Source organism: Planctomyces sp. SH-PL14 (assembly GCF_001610835.1).
Lineage (GTDB): Bacteria > Planctomycetota > Planctomycetia > Planctomycetales > Planctomycetaceae > Planctomyces_A.
The window spans coordinates 3,884,179-3,910,278 of the sequence record NZ_CP011270.1 but is presented as its reverse complement, the minus strand read 5'-3'; the positions used below and the strand labels follow the sequence as shown (position 1 = coordinate 3,910,278).

14 protein-coding genes are annotated in these 26,100 nt (G+C 61.5%); 5 read left to right on the top strand and 9 right to left on the bottom strand.

The genetic code is table 11. The annotated features are described in order from the left end of the window. Window positions 1–189: 189 nt before the first annotated feature. Complete coding sequence (locus VT03_RS15155; RefSeq protein WP_156514518.1) at window positions 190–3,858, bottom strand: DUF6268 family outer membrane beta-barrel protein; 3,669 nt, start codon at window positions 3,856–3,858, stop codon at window positions 190–192. Window positions 3,859–4,511: 653 nt separating this feature from the next. Here VT03_RS15155 and VT03_RS15150 point away from each other — a divergent pair. Together VT03_RS15150 and VT03_RS15145 are read left to right on the top strand one after the other, a co-directional pair. Continuing rightward, on the top strand, window positions 4,512–5,204 hold the full coding sequence (locus VT03_RS15150; protein WP_075093749.1) for a response regulator: 693 nt from the start codon (window positions 4,512–4,514) through the stop codon (window positions 5,202–5,204). Then, on the top strand, window positions 5,201–6,508 hold the full coding sequence (locus VT03_RS15145) for an ATP-binding protein (protein ID WP_075093748.1): 1,308 nt from the start codon (window positions 5,201–5,203) through the stop codon (window positions 6,506–6,508). Before VT03_RS15150 ends, VT03_RS15145 begins: the two co-directional genes overlap by 4 nt. A 533-nt stretch (window positions 6,509–7,041) precedes the next feature. Here VT03_RS15145 and VT03_RS15135 read toward each other — a convergent pair. Continuing rightward, window positions 7,042–8,127: a hypothetical protein gene (locus tag VT03_RS15135; RefSeq protein WP_075093746.1), complete on the bottom strand. Its 1,086-nt coding sequence runs from the start codon at window positions 8,125–8,127 to the stop codon at window positions 7,042–7,044. Between the two features lie 409 nt (window positions 8,128–8,536). Here VT03_RS15135 and VT03_RS15125 point away from each other — a divergent pair, with 409 nt between their 5' ends. After that, window positions 8,537–9,190, top strand: coding sequence for an IS630 family transposase (locus tag VT03_RS15125; protein ID WP_082846236.1), 654 nt, complete (start codon window positions 8,537–8,539; stop codon window positions 9,188–9,190). A 58-nt stretch (window positions 9,191–9,248) separates the two neighbouring features. Here the strand turns inward: VT03_RS15125 and VT03_RS15120 are convergent, their stop codons facing one another. The 3 genes from VT03_RS15120 to VT03_RS15110 all read right to left on the bottom strand — a co-directional run bounded on the left by VT03_RS15120 (window position 9,249) and on the right by VT03_RS15110 (window position 12,888). Then, complete coding sequence (locus VT03_RS15120; RefSeq protein ID WP_156514517.1) at window positions 9,249–9,560, bottom strand: hypothetical protein; 312 nt, start codon at window positions 9,558–9,560, stop codon at window positions 9,249–9,251. A 269-nt stretch (window positions 9,561–9,829) separates the two neighbouring features. Then, a complete protein-coding gene (gene glgX, locus VT03_RS15115; RefSeq protein WP_082846786.1) occupies window positions 9,830–12,076 on the bottom strand; it encodes a glycogen debranching protein GlgX in 2,247 nt (748 codons plus the stop codon). Between the two features lie 323 nt (window positions 12,077–12,399). Beyond that, window positions 12,400–12,888: a ferritin-like domain-containing protein gene (locus tag VT03_RS15110; protein WP_075093741.1), complete on the bottom strand. Its 489-nt coding sequence runs from the start codon at window positions 12,886–12,888 to the stop codon at window positions 12,400–12,402. A 549-nt stretch (window positions 12,889–13,437) separates the two neighbouring features. On the opposite strand from VT03_RS15110, the gene VT03_RS15105 reads away from it, so the two are divergent. After that, window positions 13,438–14,673, top strand: coding sequence for an alpha/beta fold hydrolase (locus VT03_RS15105; RefSeq protein WP_082846235.1), 1,236 nt, complete (start codon window positions 13,438–13,440; stop codon window positions 14,671–14,673). Window positions 14,674–14,840: 167 nt separating this feature from the next. Here the strand turns inward: VT03_RS15105 and VT03_RS15100 are convergent, their stop codons facing one another. Continuing rightward, complete coding sequence (locus VT03_RS15100) at window positions 14,841–15,947, bottom strand: PAS domain-containing sensor histidine kinase (protein ID WP_197489342.1); 1,107 nt, start codon at window positions 15,945–15,947, stop codon at window positions 14,841–14,843. 1,634 nt (window positions 15,948–17,581) lie between these two features. Here VT03_RS15100 and VT03_RS15090 point away from each other — a divergent pair. Continuing rightward, complete coding sequence (locus VT03_RS15090) at window positions 17,582–18,298, top strand: low molecular weight phosphatase family protein (RefSeq protein WP_082846233.1); 717 nt, start codon at window positions 17,582–17,584, stop codon at window positions 18,296–18,298. Here VT03_RS15090 and glgB read toward each other — a convergent pair. The 3 genes from glgB to VT03_RS15075 all read right to left on the bottom strand — a co-directional run bounded on the left by glgB (window position 18,210) and on the right by VT03_RS15075 (window position 25,728). Then, the gene (gene glgB, locus VT03_RS15085; RefSeq protein ID WP_075093737.1) at window positions 18,210–20,174 is read right to left on the bottom strand and encodes a 1,4-alpha-glucan branching protein GlgB; all 1,965 of its coding nucleotides are present in this window, start codon (window positions 20,172–20,174) and stop codon (window positions 18,210–18,212) included. The two genes, VT03_RS15090 and glgB, sit on opposite strands and share 89 nt — an antisense overlap. Beyond that, complete coding sequence (locus VT03_RS15080) at window positions 20,171–23,590, bottom strand: alpha-amylase family glycosyl hydrolase (RefSeq protein ID WP_075093736.1); 3,420 nt, start codon at window positions 23,588–23,590, stop codon at window positions 20,171–20,173. The genes glgB and VT03_RS15080 overlap by 4 nt, the downstream gene beginning before the upstream one ends. Window positions 23,591–23,706: 116 nt before the next feature. Continuing rightward, window positions 23,707–25,728 carry an alpha-1,4-glucan--maltose-1-phosphate maltosyltransferase gene (locus tag VT03_RS15075; protein ID WP_075093735.1) on the bottom strand — a complete coding sequence of 674 codons (2,022 nt, stop codon included), beginning with the start codon at window positions 25,726–25,728 and terminating at the stop codon, window positions 23,707–23,709. Window positions 25,729–26,100: the final 372 nt, after the last annotated feature.

Genomic DNA, 26,100 nt, shown 5'->3' with positions numbered 1-26,100 from the left:
AGTAAAACACTGACGGCCACCATATGGCTCCTTTGCCAAAAAAACCCCGAAACCCGAGCCAATACACAGGGCCTATACTAAGGACGTAGGCAACGGTGACCAAGAATGTCCAACACGCAACTTTTAGAATCACACGTGTTCGTTGCCGCATACCCTGCTCCTGCTCAAATGGGGCTTGTGCACAAATCACTACTGAGGGATCTCCATTGCCGGATATTCGGGTGTTAGGTTGTCACTTCCCGCGGTGCAACTCATTGTGCCCGGAAGCAACTGCAGTGTGGGCTCAAGTGGCACAATAATCCCTTTGTTCACTGTGCCACATTTTGCGTCGGCGTTAATCTGGCCTCTGTCTGCAAAGTGCTCAAAAACTGTTATACCGGGGCCTGGCACTCCTTGTGGCAACCCAGGCACAGGTATTCCGACTGACGCTCCTTCAACAAAGATGTCAGCTTCCAGACCAACGGCAATAGGATACATTCGTGAGTGCTGCATGCGGGTAAGAGTCACCCGATTGCCCTTCGGTGGAGTCCTCCAGCAGCAAGGATGACAAATGTACTCGGCGGTAACCTTTCTCTCTGCGACGCAACCGATCTGTGTGGCAGCAGCTTCTCCTTGGGTCAAAACCCCAGGGCGATCAACAACACCCGCCAATTGCACTGTGCCTGTCGCTCCCACGGAACGAAAAGAACCCCATGCCCCCTCTGTAGGGGTCGTGGCTCGTGTGCATATGTTTTTTGCCAATCCGAATGGGTCGACGTCCGAGGGGACAAAATATGCACGATAAAGTGAGGTCCCATCTGTGTATGTCAGAGGGTCTCGCTGCAGCCACCCCCCTAATGCTGTGGAATAGTTGCGGTGCCGTACACTGTATAGGTCGGTAATGCGGTCTAAAGAATAGCCTCGAAAAAGAGTATTCCAGCTTGGTTGCAAAAATAGACGAGGGGCAAATTCAGGAGTCAATACGTCGATAGATCCGTACTGGCAATATGCAAACCGCTCTCGAACCTCGCCTGTGGCGTCAAACAAGCCGCATGTGTCCCACTCCACGCTTTGGCTTCCATATAGCCGTTCCGCAAATGTCTCAGCGCCGTTGTCGCCGAAGTCTTGCAGGATTAGTGCGTCAATGTACTGAATGCTCCACACGTGGTGTCGGACGGCTGTTGTGAATGGCTCGACTCGCTCTTCGATCGACTGCCATCGAGCCGTGAAATATGCGTGCCGGGTGATGTAGGCGGGTAGGCTGGAACTGGAAGAGGAGGGAGGCATTTCGGGAGCCTCGATTGTCACAATCCTGAACCGCCGTCCGTCGTACTGGTACTCGCTGACAACCTCCTCATCGTCGGCGATCTTGGTCATGCGATTCCAGGCGTCATACGTCGCCTGGTAGGCGTCCGTCGGCGTCTTCGGCTGGGGCATCTCGGTCATACTCCCCGCCCGGTCGTACACCGCTTGTGCCCAGGCGCTCCCGACCGTGTTGGTGATGCCGGTGATCTCGTTCACCTCGCTCGCTGTGCGGGTCTGCTCCAACGTCCAAGCTCCGCCCGTGTCGGCCTCCTTCATGCCCGACCAGTTGCCCGTCGTGTCGAGCGTCCAGCACTGCGCGAACGTCTGGCTCGTCAGAGCCGTGTTCGTCCCGTTGAGCAGGCCGCGTCCCATGTCCTTCAGGCGATGGGTCCCATCGTAGCTGTAGAGTTCGTCGAACTCCTTCCCGAGAGCGGTTGCGGCCAGGTTTTTCCGCCACAGACGGTTTGATGCCCGGTCATACCCGTATTGCAGCCGGTCGACGTCCTCTTCGGCGTCGTAGTTGTACCACCGGTTGTCTTTCACTCGCCCAAATCGGTCGAGACCGGAGTAGATGTCACCGGTGTCGGGGTCGTCGTCCCCATCGAGGTCGACCAGCGTCCACTTCACCTGCGGTTCCGTGTCATCCGCCACCACGAACGTCCCTCGGCCGAGGTAGCTGTACTCGACCAGCCGCGTGTCGTCGTCATCGACGATCGCCTCGATCCGCGAAGCGGCGTCGGACATCTCGTTGGCCGCCCCGTAGTCGTAGGTCAGCGTCCGACCATTCGGATAGACCAGCGTCAGCGGCCGGATCGTGTTGTTCGAACCGTTGGCGTAGCTGTACTGGACATTCGGTGTTGTCGAGGTGTTCACTGCTCCCTCGTGAGCCTGGTACTCCGTCACAAGCTGACTGAAGTCATTGTACTCGGAGAGCACCTCGTTCAAGACCGTTCCGGCCCCGACCGTTGGGTTGTCGTAACTCGTGATCTTGTGCCGGAGGCCTCGGATGTCGTAGGTGGTTCCGATCCGCCGGACCGCTCCGTCGACGCCAGCTCCCAGAGTTGTCACCCGATCTTGGACCATCCGGCCCTGGCGGTCGTAGTCGTAGGCATGGACCGTGCCGTTCTGATCGGTGCGGGTCGTCACCTGGGACTGGCGGTTGTACCGGAACGTGATGACGTCGTCGTCATCCTCCGAGTCGGGATAGATCTCCTTCCGCTTGAGCATGCTCGTGGCGATGTCCGACGTGTCAAGCGTGGTCCCGTAGACGTATGTCGTCACCTGGTTTCCCGTTTGGCTGTTCACCGCCGTCAGGGTCGCGACGTTCCCGTCGGCGTTGTAGCTCGTCTGGACTGTCACATTGATGTCGTCCGAACCGCTGCAGCCACCGCCTGAGGAACTACTGCTGGAACTGAGAGACTCCTGGTAGTTCTGGACCTGCTCGACGACCCGGCCCCGGTCGTCGTAGCTCAGCCGCCGTTCGTTGGCGAAGAACTGGTCGTTCCTGTGCACGCGGTCGGCCAGGAACCAGGAGCGGGAGATGTTCTGATATCCGCCGTAGAGATGGAGCTGCTCGGTCAGCTTGTAGGTCGCCAGGGCGTCGATGCTCAGGATCGGAAAGTAGGAGAGGTCGAAGCTGAGCCGGTCGGTCGCCTGCCACTTGAGGTTGGACGGGAGGCCGATGTTCATCTCGAACGTGTCGGAGGGCTTCCAGTGATAGGAAATCAGCGGGATTGGAAAGCTGGGGGAGCCGAGCGGCGAGTACAGGACGCCGAGCATCCAGGAGTCCCGCTCGTTCCTGGCCGGGATGATCAGGAACCCGCCGAGCTGGACGCTGACGTCGCGAACGGCCTGGAACGGTTTGTCGCTGGCCGAGCCGACGTCGAACATCAGCATGCTGGTCCAGCCGTTGGCGTACTGGTGGATGTGCTTCAAGCCGACCTGGATATTCCAGAGGTCGGAGGGGAACGCCCGCTGGGTGTCCGGCAACGTCGCGCGGCCGGAGAAGTGCGTTTCGTCGACGCTGAGGCTCATCATCAGGGCGTCGGCCCCCTGGAACCAGAGTGGGACGTCGACTCCCAGCCGCTGATGGAAGACCCCCAGTTCGGTCCCTTGTCCGGCGACTGCCGCCGAGGGGTACCAGGTCGCGGCGTAGCCCGGCTCGTCCTGGCCGCCAAAGCCCCCCGGAGGACCGCCGTCCGGACCGCCATCCGGGCCACCGGGACCGCCAGGCCCATCGGGGCCGTCGATGCCTGGCGGTCTGCCGTCGGAGTCGGTGAGCTGGTCCATGGGGTCGAAGAAGCCGCCTCGTTGGGGTACGGGTGCCGGGTGATATGGAGCGAAGGGATTCCGGAGCCAGCGAAGAGAGAACGGTCCCGGCTCGCCGGGCCCGACGAGAGGCCCTGGCTCCTGGCCTGGGGAGGCCAGCGGCCCATCGTTTCCGCCGAACGCGACCGAATCGGGCGGAGCGTCGTCGCCCGGCTCCGTCTCTTCCGTTGTCTCTTCCGTCGACTCGGGCGAGTGGCCGAAGTCGGGCAGGTCGGTGGAGGCAGACGATCCGTCGGTCTCCGCCACGGCGCTCCGCGTCGGGATCGCTCCCAGGGCGCCCTGCTCGTCGGCCTCTTCGATCGACTCAATGTCAGGGATCGCAACTCCCGGGCTCCGCTCGCGGTCGCCGCCGGCAGCCGTTTCCCGCAGGGACGCGCAGCCCGCCAGCACGAGCGCGGCGCCGACGACGCTCCAGACGGAGATCCGCCTCGGCACCGGGCCGAGCCTGGGCGAAGAGCGTGGCAAAGGAGAAGTCATTCGGTCCGTCCTTGGAGGGATTCCGGCACTCAGCATCCGTTGAGCGCGGCGCTTGCGGCCCGCGGAGCGTGTCCGGGGACCGGGCCGTCGCGATGGCGAAGGCGTCAACGCGGCGAAGGGAAGCCGGTACCGTGGCGAGGAGGCCGCTGTGCCTCCGTGCCACATTCGGAACGTATGCGTGCCGGAGAGGTGGCTCAATTCGGAATGCGTCTCGTTGTGTATCCGTCTGTATCCAGTCGGGAGAGCCGTCTCGACGCCATCTCTCTCACTCCTAAAATGAGGGGCCGTGCGGTCGTCTGCACGATCTCGTCCGTCCCGCCTCCTCCGTCCTGTCTCGCCCGTATCGAGATGACGACTTCCTTCCGTCGCGCGCCGCGGTACATCCGCGCCGCGTCTTCACTCGTCCCTGCCGATCGTCTCCCATGGAATGGCGCATTCTGCTCGTCGAGGATGACTCGGAACTCGCCTCGATGGTGGCGGACTTTCTGGCGCCGCACGGCTTTTCCGTGACGATCGAAGCCCGCGGCGACCGGGCGGCGGAACGGATTCGCGCGGAGCCGCACGACCTGTTGATCCTGGACGTCAACCTTCCCGGCCTCGACGGGCTCACGCTCTGCCGGACCGTTCGCTCCGATTTCAAGGGCCCGATCCTGATCCTCACCGCGCGGGGAGACGAGGTGGACGAGGTCGTGGGGCTGGAGGTGGGGGCGGATGACTATCTCGCCAAGCCCGTGCGGCCGCGGGTCCTGCTGGCGCGGCTGCGGGCCCACCTCCGCCGCAGCGCGGCCTCCGCCATGCCGCAGGGGGGCAACCGCATCGCGATCGGGGCGATGGCGATCGATGCCGGGCGCCGGACCGTCCAGATGAGCGGACAGGAGATCCGGCTCACCTCCGCGGAGTTCGATCTCCTGTGGCTGCTCGCCGAGAACGTCGGCCAGGTCGTCAGCCGCGGCGACATCTACCTGCGGATCCACGGCGTCGAGTACGACGGGCTGGACCGTTCGATCGACCTGCGGGTCTCGCGGTTGCGGAAGAAGCTGGGGGACGACCCGGTCGATCCGCAGCGGATCAAGTCGATCCGCAACACCGGTTACCTGTTGTCGGTGCACCAATGACCCGTCTGTTCATCCGCTTCTACGTCAGCGTGATCGCGCTCCTGTTCTTGGCGCTGTGCATCACGGTCTTCGCCTGCAAGTACCGCATGGACACGGACTTTGACGGCATCACCGAGAGAGCCCTGGGCGGTGGCGTCAGTCTGGCGAGAAAGTCACTCCAGGGGGGCTCCGCCGACGCCACGGTGGAGCTCTTGCGGCGGCGGTTCCCCTATCCGATCCAGAACCTTTCGGACGAGAAGACCACGGCGATCGTGCGGGAATGGCTCTCCCGCGGCGACGATCTCGTGGTCTCGGACGGGGGGACGCTGTCGGTGCTGACGCCGCTGGGCCGGGACGGGAACGGCGACGCCGGCTCCCTCCAGTTCGGGCCGGTTCCGGTCGGAGACGGGACAATCGAGACCGACATGCTGATCGCCATCGGGGCCGTCCTGCTACTCGTGGCGATTGCGATCGCGAGCCTGCTGCGACCCCTGGCCCGGCAGCTCCGTCTCATGGAGCAGACGGCGGTTGAGATCGCCGACGGCAACCTGGCGGCCCGCGTCGATGTTCATCAGACTGATTCCGCCCGGACTCTCGCGCGGGCCTTCAACGACATGGCGGCCCGCACCGAAGCGCTGCTCCGGACACAGCGCGAACTGCTCCAGGCAGTCTCGCACGAACTGCGAACGCCCCTCTCCCGCATCCACTTCGCCATCGATCTGATCCGCACGGCGCACAGCGATTCCGAGCGGGACGCGCGGCTCCAGTCGCTCGACGCCGCGGCCCAGGACCTCGACGACACCGTCGGTGAGCTGCTGCAGTACGTCCGCCTGGAGACCGGCGTCCCGCAGCCGGAGGCGGAGAGCGTCGAACTGCTCCCCCTGGTCGAGGAGCTCATCGAAAAAGCATCCCTCACCTGCCGCGCGACGGAGTTCCGGATCGGGCCCGAGCTGACACGCGGCAATGTGCGGATGGTGGCGGACCGCAACGGACTGATGCGGGTCCTCAGCAACCTGCTGGCGAACGCCGGACGCTTCAGCCAGCGGCAGGTCCAGGTTGATGCCCGCGTCTCGGCCACGGAAACGACGATCGATGTCGATGACGACGGCCCAGGCATCTCCAAACCCGATCGCGAACGGGTGTTCGAGCCGTTCGTCCGGCTGAACGAGACCGACCGCGGGGCGGGTCTGGGACTCGCGCTGGTCAAAAGAATCCTCACAAATCACAGGGGCACGGCTGTGGTCTTGGAAAGTCCGCTGGGCGGTTGCCGCATCCGCACTTGTTGGTCGATGCAAGGACGACTCGACGAAGAACGCACGGTCTGAAGAAGAGTGCTGGTCGCGTTTCAGTCGGCCCGCCGCCCGACTCGATACCGAGCTCAGAGCTGAGCTCTCCACCTCATTTGACAGCGGCGGAACGGACCATCATTCGGAGAGAATGACTGGATCGAAGTAACTGACGGCGACCCAGAACTGTTCTATTGGCGCCCTGTCACCCCGACTCGATGGAACGATAAGCCCTTCGTTGAGAACGTCGAAGGGCCTTCTCATTTGCGGGCTGAGACGTGATCGAGGCTATCCGAACGCGTTGGCAACAATTAATAGGCCGACACCGACGTAGAATGCGAACCAGCCTGCGGTCTGGAAATTGAGGGGCGTGCCAGGCAATGAACGTCGGAGCCGATACCACGACATTGCGAAGATCGCAACAAACTCGGTCGCGAGGCCTCCAAGGATCAAGAACCATGCGATAGTCCGGAGGACGAATGGCATCCTGATTCTATTGCCTCCGGTTCAAGCCGAAAACCCAGGCCCGGGGGGACAGGAGACTTACGAATGCCATGCAAAGAGTCGTGGAGTCAGCTCGATTTGTGATGCTTGTTCCACCGGAGAGGATCATGGCTACTGGTGTTCACCCTGGCCGACCACGTGGTGTTGAGAAGAGACCGATCCAGGCTTGGGCGGCAGCAGTCGCATTCGCGTTTTCCGCTTCCACATTTGCAGGACGCAGCAAGACTACGGAGGGAATCCGGAAGCTTCAGATGAATCGCCGGTGGAGGTCCATCGGACTTCGGGATCGCAATCCGGAGCATGTTCCTACCGACGTTCATCTCCAGATATGCAAGCTGGTCCTGATTGCCATCCGGAGCGGAAAGTACGCACTCACGAATCTCAGCCGATCCGGAGTCGATCTGAGTATGTAGCGTGACCCAAGCTCGGGGGAGGGCGTGAATTCCCTTGGTCGAAACGAAACCGACATGTTCTAGGTTCGCCAGGATGAGGACACGTCCTTCGCCTGTTGGGGAGCTATGCGCGTTCGCGTATAGCTGTCGAACGACATGCCTCTGAGATGAAAGGACCACGGGCAAAGCGCGAGCGAGGTAATGCCTCAGTGTCCCAGTCAGTATCCCGGTCCTCGTGTTGACGGTTCTAATACGACCGGGATCGACTTCCGTTTCACCGGCGATGGGGACGTCAACTCGGATGTGCTCGATCCGCATTGGCCCTGTTCTCGTTGCAGTTCCGTTCGAGACTTTGGCCCAGTCGGTTTCGATGGCACCGTCCAAAGTGAGCAGGGTAATCGACGTGGCCCTTTTCCGGTTCGTTGCGGCCACCTTGTCTCTGACATGCTTGCTATACCCCTCCCGAGTCACCAAGACGACATGATCGATGTTTTCAAGCCGACATGGCCCCCAGTACTTCGCCAAAAACGAATCGAAGTTTTTCACATGGAGGGCTGAAGCTGCGCCGGTCGCCTCAACTGCTCTCCGAATCGTCTTCTCACCCTCCGTGGTTCTGACGACGAAGTCGATTTCCCTGTCGTAGTCGGAGAGTTCCTCGCACTCTGAGACGGCCATCTCGGACATCGAAATCTTCGCGTTCGGATACTTGATCCGCATAAAGAAGCCGACGATTTCCTGAAAGCGATTCGTGCGAGCGGGCATAGGGTTTCAACGCCGAGGACGATGTTGTACTTGCGGCATTGTAACGAGCACTTTCCGACACGGCACGACGGATGCGTGACGGAGACAACACACTCGATAGAAGGAATCGTCAAGGACCTGGACGTCTGGGACCACCATGCCCGTCCCGCTCTCGATGGATCTGCGGCCAGAATCGTGACTGCCTGCGATGCCGGAGACCCGCCCGCCAAATAGGCTGAGGTTTTCTCCGTCACCACCAGAACCGTGTTCAAACTCCTGGCTCTTCGTCGGAACACGGGAACGCTCAAACCCCGCTCGGGAAAGACCGGGCCCAAGTTGAAGCTCGAAGAGCACCGCGTTCGGATCCTCCAGGCGATTCGAGCGACTCCGGGAGCGACCCTGGAAGAACTCCGAACTCAACTCAAGCTGCCTGGTTGCCTGGCGACGTTGTGGACGGCCCTCCAGCGGTGGGGAATCACCCTCAAAAAAAGTCCTGTACGCCGCTGAGCAACTGCGGCCGGATGTTCGGCGGCGTCGTCGTTGGTGGGACATTCTGTTGCGGAAACGGATTCCGGCCGAGCGGCTGGTGTTCCTGGACGAGACGGCCGTCCAGACGGGCCTGTTGCGGATGTCTGGGTGGGGAGAGACTTCGCAGCGTGTCGTCGACCATCAGCCGCTCAGTCACTGGAAGACGTTCACGTTCCTGTGCGCCGTCCGGACCACTGGACTCTCCGCTCCGCTCGTCTTGGAGGGAGCGATGACGGGAGATGCCTTTGCCGCGTGGGTCGAGCAGTCCCTGGCTCCGACGCTCAAGCGGGGGGAATGCGTCATCCTGGACAATGTCGCTCCTCACAAGGATGAACGGATCGAGAGACTGGTCCATCAGACGGGAGCGAAGCTGTTGTATCTCCCTCCGTACTCACCGGACCTGAACCCCATCGAGAACGCGTACTCGAAGCTCAAGACGCTGCTCCGCAAAGCGGCGTCCAAGACGTTCGAGACGCTGTGTACGACGTTGGCAGAAGCCCTCGACCGCTTCTCCCCGTCCGAATGCCAGAACTACATCCGATACTGCGGCTACTGAACACGAATTGTGAAAAGGCTCTAGGACCTGCGAAACGGCATATCGCGCGCTAGCCGGCTCACGAGCTGGACGCTCCTGTGCCCTGATCGTCGTTCAACTCTTTCTGCACCCTTCGCAGCTCAGCGATCAGCTGGTCTATGGCTTCAGGGGCGACAAAGATTCCCACCTCTGTCGCAACGATTCCGGACTGCCGTTGCCGGATCACGATGAAGCCATTCGGAGCGCGAAAAACGGTGGGCGTGAGAGGGAGTGCCACAGTGACTGCCTGGGCGAATGGAAACACGACATCAATGGATAAGCCAAACTTGGTGAGGTCCACCGCGACCCCACTTGAAGGCAATTTCAGTTCCCAAGGATTCTCCTGTGTCACTCTGTCCATCTGCTCAACAACGGCACGACACCGACGTTTTGGGTACGTCTCTAACTAATCTATGAGCCGCGCGCCAGCTTATCCCCGTCGAATCCGATCACACGCCCACAGAAGCGAAGGCATCCCGTACGGTTTGCCGGCGGAGACAGCGGAACTTCCGTGCTCGGCTACGGAGAGGACGTCCAGATCGCAGTTTTGTTCAAGCAACGCCCCAATTTGATGCCTCCCACTCAACTGCCATCAGAGGTCATGCGAGAGACTTGAGTCGACTATTGATTAATTGTGGTCCCCCCGCGAGTGTCTGACGGCGGCAGTTCAGACTGCAAAATCGGGACCTTGTCGATGACTTCGCTCGCCACATAGGTCGCGGGCTCGCGTTTCTCTTCCTGTTCCTGCGGCGGCGGAACCAGCCGCAGCACTGCCAGGGACCGGCCACCCAGGATGTACTTCGTGCCGCTTGGAAGCGGCTCGTCCCCTTCGGGAAGCTTGTTCGTGTCGAGGAGGGTCTTCCAGCCGCACGCGCCGGTGACGGCGGGGAGCGTGAAATCGAGGCGGTCGTAGTAGGCGTTGAGCAGCACCAGCAGGCTCTCGCCCCGGATCGGTTCGCCGTGGGCGTCGATCTCGCCGATCATCTCGCCGTCGAGATAGAGGCCCAGGCACTGCACGAAGCCGGCGTTCCACGCCTCGTCCGTCATCGACTGGCCGTCGGGCGAGTACCACGCGATGTCGCGGTGTTCCTGGCCGCGGATCGAACGCCCCTGGAAGAACTTCTGACGCTGAAAGACCGGGTTGATCTTCCGCAGGGCGATGACGCTCTGCGTGAACGCCAGGAGTTCCTTCTGCGAGTCGGTCAGGCTCCAGTCGATCCAGGTCAGCTCGGAGTCGTGGCAGTAGGCGTTGTTGTTGCCGCTCTGCGTGTTGCCGATCTCGTCCCCCGCCAGCAGCATCGGCACCCCCTGGGAGAGCAGAAGCGTCGCCAGCATGTTCCGCTTCTGCCGCTCGCGAAGGGCCTTGATCGCGGCGTCGTCGGTTGCCCCTTCCGCGCCGCAGTTCCAGCTCATGTTGTTGTCAGAGCCGTCGCGGTTGTTCTCGCCGTTGGCGTCGTTGTGCTTGCCGTTGTAACTCACCAGGTCATTGAGCGTGAAACCGTCGTGACAGGTGATGAAGTTGATGCTGGAATACGGCCGGCGGCTGCTCCATTCGTAGAGGTCCGCGGACCCGCACAGCCGCGTCGCGAACTCGCTCGCCGTTCCCCCTTCGCCCTTCCAGAACTTGCGGACGTTGTCGCGGTACTTCCCGTTCCATTCCGACCAGAGGGAGGGAAAGTTGCCGACCTGGTAGCCGCCGTCTCCCAGGTCCCACGGCTCGGCGATGAGCTTGACCTGCGAGAGGATCGGGTCCTGGTGGATGATGTCGAAGAACGCCCCCAGGCGGTCGACTTCATAGAGCTCGCGGGCCAGGGTGCTGGCAAGGTCGAAGCGGAACCCGTCGACATGCATCTCCGTGACCCAGTAACGGAGACTGTCCATGATGAACTGCAGGACCCGCGGCTGCCGCATCAGGAAGGTGTTGCCGCAACCGGTGAAGTCCATGTAGTACCGGGCGTCCGGAGCGGTCCGGTAGTACGAGGCGTTGTCGATCCCCCGCCAGGAGAGGGTCGGCCCCATCTGGTTCCCCTCGCAGGTGTGGTTGTAGACCACGTCGAGGATCACCTCGAACCCGGCGGTGTGGAGCGTGCGGACCATCGACTTGAATTCGCGGATCGTCTCGTCGGACGTCCCGGTCGAGGAGTACCGCGTGTCGGGGGCAAAGAACGCCAGCGTGTTGTAGCCCCAGTAGTTCGTCAGCTCCTTTTCGACAAGATGCCGGTCGTCCAGGCGGTGGAAGACCGGGAGGAACTCGACCGCGGTCACGCCGAGCGATTTGAGGTACTGGATCGCCGCCTCGGAGGCGAAACCGGCATACGTCCCGCGGATCTCTTCCGGAACGTGCGGATTGAGTTTGCTGAAGCCTTTGACGTGGGCCTCGTAGATGATGGTTTCGTGCCAGGGGGTCCGCGGCGGGCGGTCGTCCCCCCAGGTGAAGGCGGTGTCGATGACGCGGCCGAGAGGCGCAAAAGGGGCGCTGTCCCGCTCGTCCATCGAGAGGTCCGCCTTCGGGTCGTCGAACTTGTAGCCGAACAGCTCGTCGGCCCAGCGGACGTCGCGGCCGATCGCCTTGGCGTAGGGATCGAGGAGGACCTTGTTCGAGTTGAAGCGGTGCCCGTTCGCGGGATCGAAGGGGCCGTGCATCCGATAGCCGTAGAGCTGCCCCGGCCGGACATCCGGCAGGTAGCAGTGCCACACCATATCCTTCCGCTCGGTGAGCCGGATCCGGCGGTACTCAGCGGTGGCGTCCGCGGAGTCAAAGAGGCACAGATCGACCGCCTCGGCGTTTTCCGAGAAGATCGCAAAGTTGACACCGTTACCGTCCCAGGTCGCTCCCAGGGGATAAGGCCGCCCGCGCCAGACTCGCATCGTCGACTCCACCTCGCAACTCCTACTGCTTCTGGCCGGCGCGGAAGCATCCATTTTTGCTTGGTGCCTGACACCAGGACTGAGGTAATCCGAACATTTGAATACGCCCGACACCCTTGCTTTGTCACTGTGCCTTCGCGTGATCTATCCCCGCGTCAACAACACAGCGGACTGGACGCCCCACTATCGCTCCAACGGCGGGACGTTCCATGGAAGCTGAAGGGGAGGCGTGACCGGGCGGCGGCTAGCCCCATGAATACTGCCGGTAACACGACTCCCCCGGTTGCCAGCCCAGCCAAGGATGAACCGGATGAAACCGCTTCTTAAGCGTCTGCTTCCGAATTGACGGTTTCGCTCAGGCCAGTCAGCGCTTCGTCAGTCGCGACTTCCTCCGCCATATTCGCTTTCAGCAGCTTGTGGGCATTCCTGTAACCGAGCTGCTTTGCCCAGGTGCACAACGTCCCATAGGTGGCGATCTCGTAGTGTTCGACCTTCTGGGCGCATGCGATCAATACGGCATCCATGACCTCGGGGGCGGCGTCCTCCTCCATCATGCTGGCCGCCTCCGCCAGCAATCCTTCCATCGCCTCGCAGGTTTTCGCGCGGGCCGCTTTGCCGGTCTCCTCGAAAGCTTGTTCGACCCGTTCCACCTGCGCCTTCGTTTCCTCATGATGCTTTTGGAAGGCGGCTCGAAGCTCCGCGGAGCTCGCAGCTTTCGCCATCTTGGGAAGAGCCTTTACCAATTGCTTCTCAGCACTCAGGACGTCACGGAGTTCGTCGTGGAAGGCGTCGGCGAGAGTTTCGAGCGACATGACAACAGTTTCCTCATCGTAAACACAGAACGGAGCAATGCTTCGCGAGCAAGCAATCGCCATACCCGTCGCGCCAATCAGCAACCTGCTGTCACCGGACCATCAGCACTTCCTCAAGCGTGGATGTCGACGCTGCATAGGTGGTTACAAGCAGTGGACTCGCAAGAAGGCGATGACACCGCGAGAACGTCCTCGAATCCCAGGGAATCTCCGGGAGCGAATCCAGATATCGACGTGCGGCGGTTTCAGTGGACTCACGAGGGTGAGAGCACAATCACGTCGGACGACTTGCCAGCTCGTCATAGACTTCAATCTCGGTGGCTTCCTGAATGGCAGGTCGTCGCGCCCCATCATAAAAGCGATATGGTAGTCAACAGCCCATGGTTCGACTCTTGCATGGTTTTCGTGCCAGCGACGGTTACGAACTGCCGTAGAAGGTGGGGGCAGGGCGGGACATCGCTGTGTCTCGAATAGATTGCGAGCACAGCCAGGTACGCGACGTGCTTTCCGGCAAGGCAGTTCCTGGTTCAAGTGGCAACGGAGGTTGTCGTGCAAACACCTGCATCGGTTCTCTTCGTCTGGCTGCGGCTCATGTTGGCCTTCAGCATTGTGGGCTTGGCCGCCTGGTCATTGCGCGAGTGGTATCGCGACATCAATTCGCCGGCCCAGGTGCGCGTTGTCGAAGGAACGGTTCTCGATGCCGATATGCCGATGCGAGAGATCGCCCCGGGCCCTCCGAAGGGGTGGACGCCGGGATGGAACCGACAAACTGCTCTCCTGACCGCAGGATGCCTGCTACTCCTGCTATCGGTCGCTGGCTCATGGATCAATCCGCGGCTCTGGCGCCCAACCGGCCAATCGGTCCCAACGATGGTTGGAGGCGAATCACATCGTGTTAAGCGGGACGATGGCACCGAGCTATTCATTGAAACCTTCGGCCCTCCTGACGGCCCGACGGTCGTCGCGACTCATGGTTGGGGAACCGATCGCCGTGAGTGGGCCTATTTGCGTGAGCGGTGCCCGGCTGTTCGGCTTGTGGTCTGGGACCTTCCAGGGTCGGGACGATCGACACGGCCGACGAACAACGACTATAGCTTGGAGAAATTCGCTCGGGACTTGAGAGCGGTGATTGACATCAGCGGAGCCGCTTCGGTCACGCTGATCGGACACAGCATCGGCGGCATGACCATCCTGACGTTCTGCCGGCTGTTCCCCGAAATGCTGGGAGCGGGAGTGAGCGGCCTGATCCTCGTCCACACGACCTACAAAAACCCCGTTCGGACCATGCCATTGAGCGGGTTGCTGACAGCGATCGAGCGGCCGGTGATCGTGCCGCTGCTCTATTTGCAGATCGTTCTGTCACCCCTCGTGTGGCTTTCGAACTGTCTCAGTTACCTGAACGGATCGACCCATTGGTCCATCGCGTGGAGCGGCTTTGGGGGCACGGAGTCAGCCGCGAAGTTGGACTTTGTCGCGCGTTACTCACTCATCAGCTCCCCGGCCGTTCTCGCCCGCGGGTGTCTTGGGATGCTGGCGTATGATGCGAAGGCAACGCTCGCTGAGATCAGAATTCCGACAATGGTTGTCGCCGGGAAGCAAGACCCCGTGACTCCAAAGTCTGCCAGCGATGTCATCGCACAAGGAATCTCCGCCTCGACGTCGCAGACGCAGGATCCTGCCAAACATTACGGATTCTTCGAGCATCACGAACACTTTGCCGATGCAGTGCTGCAATTCTGCTCTCAGATCAGCACTTCGAACCGACCGTCTGTGGTCTCGGTTTAAGTCGCAACGACGGAGTCCCCTGGCGGCTTCTGAGCCCCAAATAAATTGGACGATGCGCAACTGAGATAGCGAGCCGGTTGCCGCTTTGAGGAGTACTGAAGTTAAACCCATTCTGAGGACTGCAGAGGTCGTCACGAGACGCGCGAGCTGCGCCGCCGTTCCGCCCGCTATCGCGGCTCGTCCCCGCCTACCGAGGGAATGGTCCGCCGGATTCGAAGCGACACAAAGAACTCACTCCCGTGACCTTTGCCGTCGCTTCGAACGGATACCGTTCCGCCGTGCAGCGTCACCAGATTCTTCACCAGCCAAAGGCCCATACCCAAGCCGCCCTGCGATCGCCCAAGCGAGGACTCTTCTTGAGTGAAGATCTCGAACAGCTTAGGCAGTGTCTCGCGGCTGATTCCCACACCAGTATCCTGAACCTTCACAATGACGTGGTTACCCTCCGTGGAGATCTTCACCCAGATCTTTCCACCATCGGGCGTGTACTTGCACGCATTGCCGACGAGATTCGTGAATACCTGGTGGAGCCGAGTGGCGTCGCCATCCACTGTGATAAGGGATGATGGTAGTAGCAGCTCAAGTGACTGGTGGCGCCGCTTTGCCTCCTCATTCATTGCCGCGACCGCACGCTCGACCACATGGTTGACGCACGTCTCGATCTGCAGGATTTCGAGGTTCCCCGATTCGATGCGGGTCACGTCCTTAAGGTCGTTGAGGAGTCGGCCCGCTACCGCCAACTGACGTTCACCGAGGGTCAGCAGGTGCTCGAAGTCCGCGTTCGAGGAGACCGCTTCCTTGACGAGATGGAGAGCGTGCCCGAGCGGGATGAACGTGTTACCGAGTTCGTGAGCCAACGCCCCCATAAAAGCGGTGGTTCGATCTTTGAGTGCGTTGAGCGCGGCGACCTGGTTCTCCAGTGCGTCAGCCTGGATCTTTTTCTCAGTGCGATTGCAGATGATCTTCAGGAAGCCGATTGTGCTCCCATCCTCGGACCGGAGTGCCTTCAGCGTGCCGTTGGCCCAAAAACGCGAGCCGTCTTTCCGAACGTGCCATCGGTCGTCTTCTGACCTTGCATCTTCAGCCGCCACGCGGATCTCCTGCTGGTCCATACCAAGGACCACGTCCTCTGGCGTGAACAGAGTCGAGAACGGCTTGCCGACGATCTCCCCTTCGGGATAACCAAATAGATGTCGAGCTCCAGCTCCCCACTCGCTTACAATGCCGTCGCCGTCCAAGACGAACACGGCGTGATCGACATCATCTTCCAGCAAATGCCGGATCGTTGCAGAGCGTAGAGCTCCGGGCCTCTCATGTGAGAGATGTGGCTCCAAGATGTATCCCCCCCGGGGTTTTCGTGTCCCAGTTTGAAGTGTAGCGAAGATTGCACGGGTTGCGGGTTTACTGTCAGATTCAAGGCCCGTCGCGACGTCACTCGTCCGCCAGAAAATGTCGCACCAGGAGTACGAAGGGACAGCGACGTGCAAGGTTGCGGTGCTCGCCCGTAGGCCATTCTCGCCGTGTGGACTGCCTGGAGCCGAAAGCTCGACCGAGGCGCCGCTCGCGATCAACGGGAAGAATGCGACGGGGCTTCGAGCCGGAGCGTGGCGGTGCCGTGGACTGAGATTTCAACCAGGGATTCAACTCATCGGTCCAAGGAAGCCAGGGGGAGCTCAAGTTCTATCCGGTGTGCCGCAGAGTGGCGGTCATACGTCAGATACTTTCGCCCTGCCTCGAGCGTTTTTCGACTGGCCGACTGCCTCGGAAGACTAGCAACGCACATCGTACTGGGGAGTCGCCGAAGGCCGGGTCAGGTGGTCGTCGTCCAATATCTCACGACGGTGGTCACAGCCAGGCGGTCAGTTACGGCGAAGGTCCGTCGCAGCGTCGGGCGACGAGATGGTCAGTCTGTTCGAAGGTGCGTGCGACCGGGAAATGCCGGTATCGAACCCAGACAGAGGATGGGTCCTTAGGTACTGCCTGGGGGCGGATCTGCGAAGTCATGCACATCTCCCAGCGTGACGTCGCCCGCGTGCCCCATGTCCTGATCGATGAGGAACCTTGGCCTGCGGAGGTCTGGATCGCCCGTCATCATGCCAGTGACGGGGTCCCAGTCTCCAGTATTGAACTGAATCGCATTCCGGGGTAGCCACGCCACTGCGCGTCGTTGAAGCAAGAAGCGATTTGCATGACGGCTGCAAACTCCGCTTCAGTGGCATGACGGGAAAACGGGATTCGCTGCATGGCTCAGTCTCCTCTAAAAAGGGGTCCTCCCAATCATGCAGGGGACGATCCGGTTCGTCGCCTAGGCACGGCCGATCATGGAGCCCTCTTCAGAAGCGATTCTCCCGTCCGAATGTCTTAGTCGCTGTCAACGCCCGGCCGTCTATGCGACGGACCGGACGTCAGGGCCAGCCTCGAATCCGATGCGGGGCACGTCATACCCATCCAAGACGAGCAATGCCTGAACTCCGGGCGCAATCTCCACGAGTGAGCTCGTTCGAATGGTCAGCTCGTCCGCTTGAGTTCCTGCACCGGCCGTGCGAAGGAGCGTCGCCTCTTCTTCGCCAAGGGCGAGTACACGGAAAACCGTTGAATCATCGATGGCAAATGCCTGTCCGACGCGGCGCGCGAAAACCAACATCTCGTCAACCCCGGCAGATTGTTGAGAGTGAAATCGGTCGGATTTTTGAACCGGCTTAGAGGGCCGTCAACCTAGGAAATTCCCGGGGCCAGGAGCAGGCTCGGCCGCCCGCTGCAACTCTTCTGCCACCCCGAGTGGGCTAAGCAGAAACGCTCGGTCAGGCTTCCGCCCCTAACCCGAGCGAGATTGCCGGCATCTGCCGGATCAATTCTGGTGCTCTGTGCACCCTGGAAACGGATCGCGGGTCGCAAATGTTTCTCATTGATGGAGTTGTCAACGAAAAGAAAGCGGGCGGTTCCGGACCAGCGAGCGGACGAATTCACACCATCGCCAGCAGACAGAGGGCGTGGATCTCCCAGGAGCCCCTTGTCTCGCGACGACTTCGAGCGACGCGGCATTGCGGATGTCTCAACCGGGGGGCGGCAAACACGGTTTGGAGAGAATCGCTCCGGCGGTCTAGAATCGGACGGTTCGCCTTGTCCCTCGCCTTCGACCGCACCAGTAGCTGTGAATCAGATTCTCTTTCTCTGCACCGGAAACTATTACCGGAGCCGTTACGCTGAAATTGTGTTCAACCACCTGGCGCCCGCCTACGGGCTTGTGTGGCAGGCCACGTCACGTGGCCTCGCGCCCGACGATCGAAATCCTGGGCCGATATCCCAGCACACCCTGGCGGCTCTCCGGTCTGCCGGTATCCCTGCTCCCAATCCGCTTCGTTTTCCGATGCCGGTTACCGAGAACGACCTGTCAGCGGCCCAGATCGTTGTAGCGGTGAAGGAGGCGGAGCACCGCCCGCTCCTCCAACGCTCATTCCCCGGGGCAGTCGGCCAAGTCGAGTTCTGGCACGTCCATGACCTCGACTGCGCCGGTCCGGAGAGCGCTCTGCCGCAGCTCAGGATTCATGTCGAGGAACTGATGGCTCGCTTGGTGGATCCGAGCGAAATCCGCTGGGGCCCCATGGTCGTTCCCCGGTCGGCCTGAAGATCGTGAGTGCCAACGGAGGGACAGTGACGCTGAGCAGGTAGGGACGTCCCTGCGCCGGAACCGGTGCCGCGTGGACCGTTCCCAGGTTCCCCTGACCGCTCCCCCCGTACAGCGCCGCGTCGCTGTTCAGCAGCTCCGTCCAGTCCCCTCCGGTGGGAACCCCAATCCGGTAGTTCCGCACCGTTGCCGCAGTCCAGTTCAAAAGCACCAAGAGTGGGTCCCCATGGCTCGGTCTCCGTAGGTAGCCGATGATGCTGCGCGCCGCGTCGTGCGCTTCGATCCACTCGAATCCGCCGGGCTCCGTGTCCAACGCGTGGAGCGCCGTTTGACCACGATAGAACGTGTTGAGATCACGGACCCATCGCTGGAGCCCGCGATGCTCCGGTGAGTTCAACAGCTCCCAGCACACGGTGGCGTCGTGGTTCCACTCGTCCCACTGTCCCAACTCGCCTCCCATGAAGAGCAGCTTCTTGCCGGGCTGGGTAAAGAGATAGCCGAACAGGAGTCGCAGATGGGCGCGCTTCTGCCAGTCGTCGCCCGGCATGCGTGAGAGCAGCGATCCCTTCCCGTACACAACTTCGTCGTGCGAGAGCGGGAGGACGAAGCGCTCGCTGAAGGCGTAATTCATTCGGAACGTGAGCTCGGAATGGTGCTCCCGCCGCGCCGCCGGTTGGACCGCGGCATAACGGAGAGTGTCGTGCATCCATCCCATGTCCCACTTGTAGCTGAAGCCGAGTCCTCCTTGCTCGACGGAACGAGAGACTCCCGAGAAAGCGGTCGATTCCTCCGCTATGACCAGCGTTCCCGGGTGGTGTTGCGATACCTGCCGGTTGAGATGCCGCAGGAACTCGATCGCCTCCAGGTTCTCCCGTCCTCCCTGTCGATTGGGGGTCCACTCGCCCGGCTCGCGCGAGTAGTCGAGGTACAGCATCGAAGCGACCGCGTCGACGCGGAGCCCGTCGATGTGGAACTGGTCTAGCCAGAACAGAGCGCTGCTAGTCAGGAAGCTGACGACTTCCGGTTTGCCGTAATCAAAGATGAACGTATTCCAGTCCGGCTGTGATCGGCGCTGCGGATCGGAAGCCTCGAACAGGTGCGTGCCATCAAAGTAGGCCAGACCGTGCTCGTCGCGCGGGAAGTGCGCGGGGACCCAATCAAGCAGCACGCCGATTCCCCGCTGATGGAGCAAATCGATCAGCGTCCGGAGATCGTCCGGAGCCCCATATCGGCTCGTCGGTGCGAAGTATCCGATCGTCTGATAGCCCCAGGAGCCGCCAAAGGGATGCTCCCCCAGCGGCATCAGCTCCACGTGCGTGAACCCCATCTCATGAATATAGTCGGCCAGCAGGGGCGCCAATTGACGGTAGGTCAGCGTTTCCCCTTGCGGGCCGCGACGCCAAGAACCGAGATGAACCTCGTAAATGGAGATGGGAGCAGTCGGCGCCTGGCGGAGACCGCGCGATTGCCGCCACTCGGCGTCATGCCATTCGAACTGGCCTGTCTCACAAACTCGCGATGCCGTTCCCGGTGGCAGTTCGGCCTGGAAGGCAAACGGATCGGCCTTGTCGACTCGAAAGTCCCCGTGGCGCGAGACAATGTGAAACTTGTAGAGGGCCCCTGTGCGGACCCGGGGAAGAAGACCCTGCCACACGCCGCTCCCTAGGACCGGCTGCAGCTCATCGCGGCCAGGCTGCCAGCCGTTGAAGTCTCCGATCACCGAAACGTTCGACGCGTTCGGCGCCCAGACGGCGAATCGGCAACTTGGCTGTCCATCGACCGTTTCCGGATGCGCTCCAAGCTTTTCATAGGCCCGCATGTGGGTCCCTTCGGCCCAAAGATGCGAGTCAAAGTCGCTCCAGATCTGCCAGCTCATGGTGTCGTTATCTCAAGAGGCCGGGAAGCCGAATCAGGGAACAGAAGACGGTTCACGCCCCCCAGGGGGATTCGCACCCAGTCAGGACGGTTGTTGAGTTCGTACGCGAGTTCGTAGAGCCCCTTTGCCAGGATGTACCGGTCGAGCAGGAGCGCAAAGTCGGCGTCGGCAGCGGGGACGACGGAACTCCCTTTCATCTCGTGGCGATAACGTTGGACGAACGCTGCGCCGACCCATTGATGCCAGGCATCAGCCCATGGGACGAGGCGGTCCAGCAGCATTGAGTTGCCGTCCACGAAGTCGAAGAGCGCGGCATAGGCGGCATAGTGATAGGAGCGAAGCATCCCGGCGACGTCTCGAACTGGCGAGAACTTGGCACGACGTTCCGACACCGTCCGGGTCGGCTCTCCCTCGAAATCGAGCAGGACGAAGTCGTCGCCGACACGGAGGACCTGCCCCAGGTGAAAGTCCCCGTGGATTCGAATCTTCTGCCCCGGAATGACCTCAGGAACCTCCGCCGCCTTCAGCTGCTCCAGCGCACTCGGCCCCTCGTTCAGCAGCCGCTCCGCCGGCGTGCGGATCGTCATCGGGAGCTTTGGGAGAACCCGCTGCAGGGCGTCCCTTCCCAGCTCGAACTGACGGTGCATCTCACGAGCGATCTGGGCGACGTCCTCCCGGCCCATGGGTTCTGGAGAGAAGTCCGAGTCGGAACGATCGGCCGACAAGGCGAGATGCAGCTCCGCGGTTCTCAGGGCGAGTTGGGATGCAGAAACGAGCGCTCCCCCCAACGCTTCCACCAGCCGAGCGGGGGGTGTTCGGGAAGCGCGGTCGACCAGACTCACCTCGCCGTGGAGCCCTTGATCGTCAAGCGGGCCCAAGTCCGCTGCCCTCGCATAGTAGAGCTTGAGTTCTGCAAGCGCGTGGCTCCAGCCGTCTCCCTGGGACGAGACCAGCGACTGCACGATTCCCAATGTCCGCAAGCCGTTCCCGTCCGAGGCGACATACTCCAACGCCCCCGCGACCTGAGGAACGCGGGCGCCCGTCTCTCGCTCGGTGAGGAAACGCCCGACTTCCAGATCTGGATTGATTCCCGTTTCCAGGCGGCGAAAGATCTTGAGCAACAGCTTCCGGCCGAAGAACACGAGGGAGTTGCTCGACGTTTCTGGGCCTCTCCGGGGAACAAGCGGCTGGTTCCGTGAGTCGCGGAGGGCCGGAAACGCGTTCGTGCGCCGCCCCCTCACCGAGCCCGCTTCACTCGCCGCCTCGGTGTTCTCCTCGACCATCCTTAGGAAGGCGAGCGCCGCAACTGGATCGGTCAGAGCATCGACAACGTATGAGCCGTCTGACAACAGCGCGAGCGGTGCTCCCGGGATCTGTGGAGGGCCGGCGGTTCTCTCCTGGCGCGAGGGGGGAAGGATCGAAAGCGGGAGGAGATAAAGGTCATCCGGCCCGGTTCGGTAGCGGACCCTGGCAAACAGGATGACGGCGGATGTGTCGGGAAGCGGCCACCAGTCGGCCACCTGGACTTGCTCGATCCGCCGCGTCTTGGCTCCGAACCACCGGCGATTCGGAAGATCCGCCGGCAGGATCTCCTGTTCAAGGAGAGAGCGGCGTTCTCCTGCCAGAAGGTGTTTCCAGTCTCGCGTCGGTTCTCCGGTCCAGAGCGGGACGTTGGGTGGATTCGTCTTCGTTGATCCTCCTGACGGGGTCGGTTCCACTCGCGTCACTGAAGAATGAAAACGGAGCCAGAGAACGCCGTAGGGAGGCAACGTCAGCCGATAGGGGTTTCGATCGACGGACGGAAACCGGACGTTTCCAAAGACCTCGGTCGGCGTTTGTCCTGAGTGCTCGGCTAGGTCGAGATCGAACGCCCGGGCGGAGCCGGAGAGATTGGCCGCCACAAGCAATGTGTCAGCCCCCTCCCCCGCGGCCTCCGCGAAGGGGCCGGCCTTCCGTTGGAATGCGAGAACCTCCGCCGTTCCAGAATTCAAGACCTGCAGCGGGCCGTCCGACAGGTGCGGAAACGCTCCTCGAATCTTCAGCAGAGACTGAACGAATGCCAGGAGTGAGTAGGGATCGCGCCGGAGACGAGCGGCATTGACGGCGCGAAAGCCTCCAACGGGGTCCGCTACGAGCGGTGTGGAGAGTTGCTCTGCATTCGCCTCGGAGAAGCCGCCGTTCGGACCGTCAGACCAGGGAAATGGGGTACGGATTCCGCGGCGATCGCCGAGACGCGGGTGGTCGCCCATCCCCAGTTCGTCCCCGTAGTACAGCAATGGGACGCCTGGCAATGCGACGAGGAGCGAAAGCAGCAGCTCGATCTGTCGCCGATCATGATTCACCATCGGGGCCAGTCGGCGGGCGATCCCGCCGCTGATTTTGTGCGACATATCGCGGGCGTACGATTCAACGAGAAAATCCTCCTCATCATCACTCGCCACGCTGAGTGCCATTTCGTCGTGGTCGCGCAGCCAGGTGAGTCCGAGGGGCCGCGGCTCATTCGCTGATGGAAGAGGATGGAACAACTCCACCAGAGGAGTCCGGTCCTGACGCCGCAGGGCGAGAAATAGCGTGGCGGCGAACTCCGGCTGGGGACGCAGCGAAAGAGACTTGGCTGCTTCGTTAGTCGACGGATCTCCCGGCGACCGCTCTCCGCGTGCGACGATCAGGAGCTCTGGAAACTCGGGTCTCAGGGCCTCTTCGAGACTCTGAACGAAGCGTCTCTCGTCGGATTCTCCATTTGACGTGGACTCCCTTCGGGTGGCCGGAGCGCCTCCCATTCCGCTCAAGCTGAAGCCGTCAACGCCAAGCCTGGCCCAGAACCGCAAAACGTCAACAAGCTCCCGCCGCACCGATTCGCTGGCCAGATTGAGATCTGGTTCCGCCCGGGAAAAGCGGTGATGGTAAAACGCCTGCGCGACGAGGTCCCAGCTCCATCGATCGGCTCCCCGCTCCGAGTCCGAGATGTTCGCGGCCGCATCGGCCGGTTCCTGCCTCCATACATAGAAGTCGCGGAATGGGCTGCCAGGTTCCGTCCTCCGTGCCAGTTGAAACCAGGGGTGCTCGACCGACGTCCGGTTGATCGGCAGTTCAAGCACGATCCGCAGATTTCGAGAATGCAGCTTGGAGACGATCCTTCGAAAGTCCTCCAGAGTTCCCAGCGAAGGATCGACCGAGCGAAAGTCCGAGACGTCGTACCCGTCGTCTTCGCCAGGAGAGCGAAAAATCGGCAACAACCAGAGAGCGGTCACGCCCAGTGACTCGATGTAGTCGAGCCTCTCTTCCAGTCCTTTCAGGTCTCCACGACCATCGCCATCGGAGTCGAAGAACGCCGGAACAGGCACTTCATAGAAGACCGCTTGTCGATGCCAGTCGCGAGCGGCCGTCGCAGTCGATCGTTCCACGGACTTGATCATCGGACGGCATCCTGGCCTCCCTGGAGGAGGCAGCTTACGAGTTCACCGGCCTATGCGTGTGTCCGCGGCGTCGGTCGTCGCGCGCAGCGTCTAAAAGGGCAGGTGGCCCGGAGGTGTCAGGCGAAGTAGTCGAAGTCGTGCTCGGTTCGCATCTTTCGCCGGAGACGCAAGATGTGGGCCGCCGTCGAATATGGATCAAGAATCACGTCATTCCATTCGCCGCGCCACAGGAAATGGGCTCCGGTCAGGAGATCTTCCATCTGAAAGGTGTCTTCGGGGCTCAGTCCCCATTCCGTCAGAGGGACCTGAATTCGACCGGCCTGCGGGCGGTGTGGGTCATCACTGACAACGACGAACACGATATTCGACAGGTCTTGACTGGTCTTGCTGTAGACGAGCAGGTGATCGTTCTCGCTCCCGTGAAAACGGAGCCGATCGTTGCGCTGCAGGGCCGAATTTTCGCGGCGGATCCGATTGACCAGGGCAATCAGTTCCCGAAAGACGTTCGGACTTTTCCAATCCCATTGGCGAATTTCGTACTTCTCATTGTCGACGTACTCCTCGCTGCCTTGGCGTGGAACGGCCTGAAAAGTTTCGAAAGGGGGCCCATAGATCCCGTAAGTTGCTCCCAGGGTCGCCGCCAGGATCAGCCGAATCTGGAATGCCGCAGGACCGCCGTGCTGGAGATACTCCGGCAGGATGTCCGGCGTGTTGGCGAAGAGGTTCGGACGGAGGTATTCCGCAGCTTCGGTCTGAGTCAGCTCCGTGAAATACTCACGCAGCTCCCAGGCGGAATTCCGCCAGGTGAAGTAGGTATAGGACTGTGAGAATCCGAGCTTCGCCAGCTGCTTCATGAGCTTCGGGCGGGTGAAGGCTTCGGCCAGGAAAAAGACATCCGGGTTTCGCTGACGGACCGCGGCGATCAGCCATTCCCAAAAAGGAAGCGGCTTCGTGTGCGGGTTGTCGACGCGGAAGATGCGAATCCCGCGGTCGATCCAAAACTGGACAACCTGAAGAAGCTCCGACCACAGTGCCTTCCAGTCCGCGCATTCGAAGTCGAGCGGATAGATGTCCTGGTACTTCTTTGGCGGATTCTCGGCGTACTGGATCGAACCGTCGGGCCGATGTCGGAACCACTCGGGGTGGTCGCGGACATACGGATGGTCCGGCGAGCACTGGAACGCGAGATCGAGAGCGAACTCGATCCCCTGGCCAACGGCCGCAGTGAACAGACGGTCGAAGTCCTCAAGCGTTCCGAGCTCGGGATGAATCGCCTGGTGTCCGCCTTCGGCCCCGCCGATCGCCCAAGGGCTTCCGGGATCACTCTCATTGGCCGTCAGGGTGTTGTTCGGTCCTTTTCGATGCGTCCGACCGATGGGATGAATGGGGGGAAGGTAGACGACATCGAATCCCATGCGGGCGATATCGGGAAGTCGTTGCTCAAGATCCCGGAATGTCCCGTGACGGTTCGGCTCCGGGGAGCAGGAGCGGGGAAAGACCTCATACCATCCGCCAAACTCCGCCCGCAGGCGATCAACCCAGATCAGCAGGACCTGGTCGTATTCTCGCCGCCCGATCCGAGGGTCATGCCGGGCCATCAGCATTGTCAGCACGGGATCTCCGGCGGCAGTCACCCGTTCCGGTTCGGAACCCTCCTTTAGCTCCGCGGCGTGACGGACAAGCCAGTCACCGTCCTGTCCGGGGGCCTGTTGGCCAACGCGGTGGACCAGAGCGGCCCCCTCAAGAAGTTCCGAACCGACAGACTGCCCCGCCTCGACTTTCTTCATAAGTCCGCGATGCCATGTTGTGAATCGGTCGATCCACGCAGTCACGGTAAATTCATAGAAGCCGAGCCGTTCGACCTGGAAGCTGGCCGCCCAGCGGTCATTCGGGCGGGGTGCCATCCTCGCTTCCCGCCATCGGACATCGCCGGCGGGCCGGTACTTCACAACACCTGTCAGGAGATCATGGGAGTCCACCAGCAGGTCTGCCTCAACAGTGACTCGGTCTCCAAGAATCCGCTTGGCGGCTTGTCGCCCCCCGTCGATCTCTGGCGAAACGCCGGTTACGATCACCCGACTCGGTGACACCTGCTGCAAATCAAGGAATTCGGCTGCCCTGGCGGCGAGTGAAGGCATAGCGTGCATAGTTCGAGGCATGGCCGCGGAGGTTCGACTCAGGCGACCCCCGAAGCATTCGGCATGCCGTGCGTGAAGGCCGTCAGTGCAAACGCCCCCCCCGTTGTTCACCGATGTTTCGGGACCGAGCTGCCCTCCGGACGAACTTTCAAGACGTCAGTTGATTGGCGAGCCATCGGCGGGATGGCAGTCCTACGCTCTACCCAGGCATCAACGTCACCGCTCGCTCCCAATTCCGTTCAACGCGCAAGCCCCCTCCCCCGTGCACGAACCGCTCCGGTCTCGCCGACCAAAGAGAGCCGTGGTGTTTTTCCCTCTCCGATCGCCTCAAATCTCACCCGGCTTGCTCGACTTGCAAACGGGGCTAGGAGC